A 6084-nucleotide genomic window follows, 5' to 3' on the forward strand; every position below is an offset into this window, starting at 1 on the left:
CCGCAGTGATTGGCGGCACGGCCCTTGCAGGTGGTGTCGGTACAATCTACGGCGCGATCCTTGGTGCGCTTATCATGCAGGCGCTTGTGTCCGGGATGGGTATGGTGGGCGTCGATTCGCCGTTGCAGAACATGATCGTGGGTGGCGTGTTGATCCTCGCTGTCTGGATCGACATTATCTACCGCCGTAAGACAGGAGACACGACATGAGCACCCCGTTGCTGGAAATGCGCAATATCTCGATACATTTTGGCGGGATCAAGGCCGTTGACAATGTGTCCATCGATGTGATGCCGGGCGAAGTTGTGGGCCTTCTGGGCCACAACGGTGCTGGCAAGTCGACCCTGATCAAGATCCTTTCGGGCGCTTATAAAAAGGACGCGGGCGAGATTTTTATCGATGGCAAAAAGGTCGAAATCAACAGCCCGATCGATGCGCGAAATCACAACATCGAGACGATTTATCAGACGCTTGCGTTGTCCGATAACCTTGACGCTGCGTCGAACCTTTTTCTGGGCCGCGAGATCACGACACCGTTCGGTCTGCTTGACGATACGGCGATGGAATCGGAATCGCGCAAGATCATGGCGCGTTTGAACCCCAACTTCCAACGGTTCTCTGAGCCCGTCCGCTCGCTTTCGGGCGGTCAGCGTCAGTCGGTTGCGATTGCACGCGCGGTCTATTTCAACGCACGCATCCTGATCATGGACGAACCGACTGCGGCGTTGGGTGTACATGAGACAGCGATGGTGGCCGATCTGATCAAGGAATTGAAGACGCAGGGCCTTGGTATTTTCCTGATCAGCCACGACACCCGCGAAATGATGGACCTGTGCGACCGTGTTTCCGTGATGAAGAACGGCCAGTTGATCGGAACTGAGCGTGTCGAGGATGTGACCGAGGATGACATCCTGTCGATGATCATCATGGGCAAGAACCCCAAACAGGCTGCGTAATGTTTATTGGCCTTGATTTGGGAACATCCGGTCTCAAGGCTGTTTTGATCGACGAAGGGCAGGCGATTGTCGCGGAAGCGACAGCGCCATTGGGCGCTTTGCGCCCGGCACCCGGTTGGTCAGAGCAGGCCCCTGCGGATTGGCTGGAGGCGGCGGACGCCGTGATGCAGGCGTTGGCGGCGCAAACGTCGCTGGAAGCAGTACGCGGTATCGGGCTTTCGGGCCAGATGCACGGGGCGACGCTGCTGGACGCAGACGATCAGGTGCTGCGTCCGTGTATCTTGTGGAACGACACGCGCTCTGCCGCTGAAGCGGCGGAACTGGACGCTGATCCGAAATTCCGTGCGCTGACCGGCAATATCGTCTTTCCCGGATTTACCGCGCCCAAGTTGGTGTGGACTGCGCGGCATGAACCGGATATTTTTGCGAAAATTGCGCGTGTGCTTCTGCCAAAGGACTACCTGCGCCTTTGGCTGACGGGCGAGGCTGTCGCCGAGATGTCTGATGCCGCCGGGACAAGCTGGCTGGATGTGGGCAAGCGCGATTGGTCGGATGACCTGCTTGCCGCGACGGGGATGAGCCGTGCGCAGATGCCGCGTCTGGTCGAAGGCTCCGAGGTTTCCGGCCAAATCCGTGATGAACTGGCCGCACGTTGGGGTTTGCCCAAAGGTGTCGTCGTTGCAGGCGGCGGCGGTGACAATGCGGCGAGCGCGGTCGGCGTTGGTGTTGTGAAAGCCGGCGATGCGTTTGTGTCGCTTGGCACGTCTGGCGTGCTGTTTGCCGCATCGGATGCCTATCAACCCGATGCCGCGACAGCGGTGCATACCTTCTGCCACGCCTTGCCGGACACATGGCACCAGATGGGCGTGATCCTTGCTGCGGCGGATGCGCTGAACTGGTTTGCAAAGATCGCAGGCACCCCTGCGGCAACTCTGACTGGTGGGCTCGGGCCTTTGCAGGCACCGGGGCGCACGCTGTTTCTGCCCTATCTGGGGGGTGAACGCACCCCGCACAACGATGCCAATGTTCGCGGAGCATTTCTGCATCTTGACCATGCAACCGATCAGGCGGCGATGACCCGCGCGGTGCTTGAGGGCGTTACCCATGCGATCAGGGACAATTACGATGCGCTTTGCGCGACCGGTACGACAATCAACCGGCTGATCGCCGTCGGCGGTGGATCGAAATCGGATTACTGGGTGCAGGCAATTGCCACTGCCTTGGATATGCCGATTGAACTGCCGGTCGCGGGAGATTTTGGCGGTGCCTTCGGAGCGGCACGGCTTGGTATGATGGCGGCGACCGGCGCAGGGGTAGAGATCGCGACGCTTCCCAAGATCGCGCGCACCATTGACCCTGATATATCACTCACCAGCGCCTTCAGCGAGGCGCATGCAAGATACCGCGCCAGTTATGGCGCGTTGAAAGGACTGACATGACCGACTTTTTCAAGGGTATTCCCGCTATCACCTACGAAGGCCCCGAGAGCGATAACGACTTTGCCTTCCGCCAATACAACCCCGATGAGGTTGTGATGGGCAAGGCGATGAAAGACCATCTGCGTTTTGCCGCGGCCTATTGGCATTCCTTTGCGTGGCCCGGTGGTGACCCCTTCGGTGGACAGACCTTTGACCGCCCTTGGTTCGGCGACAGCATGGATGCGGCGCGGATGAAGGCGGATGTGGCGTTCGAGATGTTCCAGATTCTGGGCGTGCCGTATTTCTGTTTCCATGACGCCGATGTGCGGCCCGAGGGGGCGACCTTTGCCGAAAGTACAAGTAATCTGGAAGTCATCGTCGATTATTTTGCCGAAAAGATGGACGCAAGCGGCGTCAAGCTGCTTTGGGGCACGGCCAACCTGTTTTCGCATAAACGCTTTATGGCGGGCGCGGCCACGAACCCCGACCCGGATGTGTTCGCTTACTCTGCGGCCACGATCAAGACCTGCATGGATGCGACCATGAAGCTGGGGGGCGAGAATTACGTCCTCTGGGGCGGGCGCGAAGGCTATGAGACCCTGCTGAACACCGACATGGGCCGCGAGCGCCAACAGGCGGGTGCCATGTTGCAGATGGTCGTGGATTACAAACACAAGATAGGGTTCAAAGGTGCGATCCTGATTGAACCCAAGCCGCAGGAGCCGACCAAACATCAGTACGACTACGATGTGGCGACGGTTTACGGTTTTCTCAAGGACTTTGGCCTTGAGGACGAGGTGAAGATGAATATCGAACAGGGCCATGCGATCCTCGCGGGTCATTCGTTCGAGCATGAGTTGGCGCTGGCGCGCGAGTTGGGCATCTTTGGTTCCATCGACATGAACCGCAACGATTACCAGTCCGGTTGGGACACCGACCAGTTCCCCAACAATGTGCCAGAGATGGCGCTCGCCTACTACGAGGTTTTGCGCGCAGGTGGTTTCACGACCGGAGGCACCAATTTCGATGCGAAGCTGCGCCGCCAGTCGCTTGATCCCGAAGACCTGATCCTTGCGCATGTGGGTGGCATGGATGCCTGTGCTGCCGGTCTGAAAGCCGCAGCCGCGATGCTTGAAGATGGCAAGCTGGAGGCGGCACGCGACAAACGCTACGCCGGATGGGACACGGCTGACGGTAAGGGTCTTTTGCGCAGTGATCTTGATAGCATCACGGAAAAGGTCTTGGCCGAAGGCACCAACCCCCAACCGCGCTCTGGCCGGCAGGAACGGTTGGAAAACCTTGTAAACCGCTATCTTTAGTGCTGCATTAGTCCCTGCGTGACACCAAGGAAAACGGATCATGACGGACACACGCCGTGCCGAAGCTCAGCGGATATTTCAGGCCGGCGTGAAGGCTGCTGATCCATATGCCGCGGTTGCCGTGGCTCTGGATGATGTGCCCGCTCCGGCCCTGATCATTGCGGTTGGCAAAGCGGCACGCCTGATGGCGCAGGCAGCACTGGCGAGATTTGCAGGCGTGAAATCCATTGTCGTTACGAATTACGAAAATGCGGCAGAACTGGAGGGCGCCAGTGTCATGGCCGCTGGTCATCCGGTGCCGGATGCGCAAGGTGCAGCGGCGGCAAAAGCCGTTATTGCAGCCCTGCACGAAGCGCAGGGCCCGGTGCTGGCACTGATCTCTGGCGGTGGATCGGCTTTGCTGCCCGCGCCCGCGGGGGCACTCACGCTGGCGGACAAGGTACGCGTCAACGAGCTGTTGTTGGGGTCCGGCCTGGATATTGTTGCGATGAACGTGATCCGCCAGCAATTGTCGGACCTGAAAGGTGGCGGTTTCCTACGGCACGCGGTGCCGCAGCCGGTGACAGCGCTGATCTTGTCGGATGTGATCGGAGATGACCTGTCTGCGATTGCTAGCGGCCCCACCGTCCGCCCGATCGGGACAGCGCAAGAGGCGATAGCACGGCTGCAAGAGGCCGGACTTTGGCAGAAAGTACCCGCCGTCGTGCGGGAGCATCTGGAAACGGCGGTCGATTTGGGACCATTGCCAGAAGCGCGCAATCTGCTTGTGGGTTCAAACGGCAAAAGCGTTTCCGCGATGAAAGCTGCGGCGGGTGATGCGTATATGATTGCCGAACCCGTTGTCGGCGATGTTGCCGATGCTGCGCGGATGATTTGTGACAATGCGGTCATGGGCACGACCGTTTGGGGCGGTGAAACAACGGTTTTCCTGCGCGGTTCGGGGCGCGGCGGGCGCAATCAGGAACTTGCGTTGCGGATCGCACTGGAAGCGGAAAGACGGGGTTGGCGCGAATGGACTTGCTTGCAGGGTGGAAGCGACGGGCGCGACGGGCCAACGGACGCGGCAGGTGGGCTGGTGGATCAGGACACACTTGGCAAGATCACCGATCTTGAGGCGCGTCTGGCCAATAACGACAGCTATGCTGCGCTGAAAGAAGCCGGAGACTTGCTGATAACAGATGCCACGGGGACGAATGTTGCCGATCTTGGCGTGATGATCCGGACCGGTTGAGCTTTTGCCAGCGCCGGAGCCTCCGGCGGGGATATTTTGGGGCCAGTAATAACAGGGCGTTGCCTGGACTAATCGACAGGCAGTCCGCTGGGCACAGTTTCAGGGCGCCCCAAGGGGCGCGTCAGGGCTGTTTGCCCTGTCAGCGCATGCAGAAAGGCGACAAGGTCCTCGATTTCCGGGTCGGTCAGTGCGATTGGACGCATGTCGACAGCTGCTGTTTGTCGCGCCATTTCGCGGGCGTCCTGCCGGATCGCAAAATCGGATGCGGCCAGCCAAGGGGCACCCGGCAGGTTTGCTTGCTCTGGTTGCCATGCGTCGCGCGCAGCGTTTGGATCGGCATGATGGCGGATCATGTCGGCGAGTGTGGGGTAGGCCCCGTTATGCCCGTAAGGGGCTGTCAGGGCGACATTGCGCAGTGATGGCGTCCTGAATTTATAGGCGTCCTCCAGCAGGTTTGTTTCAGCCATCCGGCCAACATCACGCGAAATCTGGTCCCAAATCCTTGTGCGTCCCGGCCCGAAGGCGGGCAAGCCGAGCGCATGAAAGCTTTGATCGGTGAACAGATCACCGGTATGGCAGGATGCACATCTATTGTTAAAGAAGAGTTGACGGCCCCGTTCGGCGTCGGCAGGCAGGGGCGTGCCCCGCAGCCATTTGTCATAGGGGCTATCGTAGGATTGCCATTCGCTGATGATGAAAGCACCAAGCGCATTGCCGATTTCGACAATGCTTACATCTGTGGGTTCTTCAATGTGATCAAAGGCTTGCACGAACATCGCACCATAGGCCGGGATAGTGCGCACGCGCTTGGCGATAATGGGCCATGCCACATCGATCCGGTCATGGGTCGCGCCTGCAATTTCGTTTTCACGGGGGTTTCCGGCCATTTCGAACTGGGCGACCATCGGGAACAATGATTGGGCTGCAACGAGGTTGTCCAGCCCTTCGGGTAACCATTCCTCGGCGGGGGAGTCGTAGCCGTTTCCGTAAATATCAGAGCGTGTCAGGCGCCCGTCATGGAACAGGGTTTCAATGTCATTATGCCCGAGATTCCAAAGGCTTGGCGCGTTGCGGGGGATGCGTTTGCGGATTGCGTCAGGGCCGGTGCCGGTAGTGCGCTGCGGGCCGATACCAACACCCCCTTCGCCGATGCCGAGCGAC

Annotated in this window: 5 protein-coding genes and 1 pseudogene; 5 read left to right on the plus strand and 1 reads right to left on the minus strand. The window is 59.4% G+C overall.

Annotation, left to right across the window (positions count from 1 at the left end; translation table 11 throughout):
• The 5 genes and pseudogenes from R6T97_RS09290 to R6T97_RS09310 all read left to right on the plus strand — a co-directional run.
• Positions 1 to 209, plus strand: a pseudogene (locus R6T97_RS09290) (sugar ABC transporter permease); the annotation flags it as partial.
• Entirely contained in the window at positions 206 to 955 is a 750-nt protein-coding gene (locus R6T97_RS09295; protein ID WP_410349016.1) for an ATP-binding cassette domain-containing protein, read from the plus strand. The pseudogene R6T97_RS09290 and the gene R6T97_RS09295, both read left to right, overlap by 4 nt.
• Positions 955 to 2394: a xylulokinase gene (gene xylB / locus R6T97_RS09300; RefSeq protein ID WP_410349017.1), complete on the plus strand. Its 1440-nt coding sequence runs from the start codon at positions 955 to 957 to the stop codon at positions 2392 to 2394. The genes R6T97_RS09295 and xylB overlap by 1 nt, the downstream gene beginning before the upstream one ends.
• Positions 2391 to 3692 (plus strand): xylose isomerase, encoded by a 1302-nt coding sequence (gene xylA / locus R6T97_RS09305; protein WP_410349018.1) that lies wholly within the window; start codon positions 2391 to 2393, stop codon positions 3690 to 3692. Before xylB ends, xylA begins: the two co-directional genes overlap by 4 nt.
• Positions 3693 to 3732: 40 nt before the next feature.
• On the plus strand, positions 3733 to 4923 hold the full coding sequence (locus R6T97_RS09310) for a glycerate kinase (protein WP_410349019.1): 1191 nt from the start codon (positions 3733 to 3735) through the stop codon (positions 4921 to 4923).
• 68 nt (positions 4924 to 4991) lie between these two features.
• Here the strand turns inward: R6T97_RS09310 and R6T97_RS09315 are convergent.
• Positions 4992 to 6084 (minus strand): cytochrome-c peroxidase (locus R6T97_RS09315; RefSeq protein WP_410349020.1); only part of this gene is annotated, 1093 nt, incomplete at its 5' end.

Origin of the sequence: Yoonia sp. (assembly GCF_046498525.1) — a bacterium.
Lineage (GTDB): Bacteria > Pseudomonadota > Alphaproteobacteria > Rhodobacterales > Rhodobacteraceae > Yoonia.